Origin of the sequence: Zoogloea sp. LCSB751 (assembly GCF_002028455.1) — a bacterium.
In the GTDB taxonomy this organism is placed as follows: Bacteria; Pseudomonadota; Gammaproteobacteria; order Burkholderiales; family Rhodocyclaceae; genus Zoogloea.
On the sequence record NZ_MWUM01000245.1, the window covers coordinates 1 to 267 of the forward strand.

The 267-nt window shown below is 53.9% G+C and carries 1 protein-coding gene; it reads left to right on the forward strand.

The window, feature by feature from the left end:
* The coding region (locus B4920_RS26515; RefSeq protein ID WP_139379697.1) for a transposase at window positions 1-267 on the forward strand (267 nt) is incomplete at both ends.

Genomic DNA, 267 nt, shown 5'->3' on the forward strand with positions numbered 1-267 from the left:
CGCCGACAGTGAATTCAGCAGTAAGCGCCGTCAGACCAGAAAAGAGATTTTCTTGTCCCGCATGGAGCAGATTCTGCCATGGCAAAACATGGTGGAAGTCATCGAGCCGTTTTACCCCAAGGCTGGTAGTGGCCGGCGACCTTATCCGCTGGAAACCATGCTACGCATTCACTGCATGCAGCATTGGTACAACCTGAGCGATGGCGCGATGGAAGATGCTCTGTACGAAATCGCCTCCATGCGTCTGTTTGCCCGGTTATCCCTGGA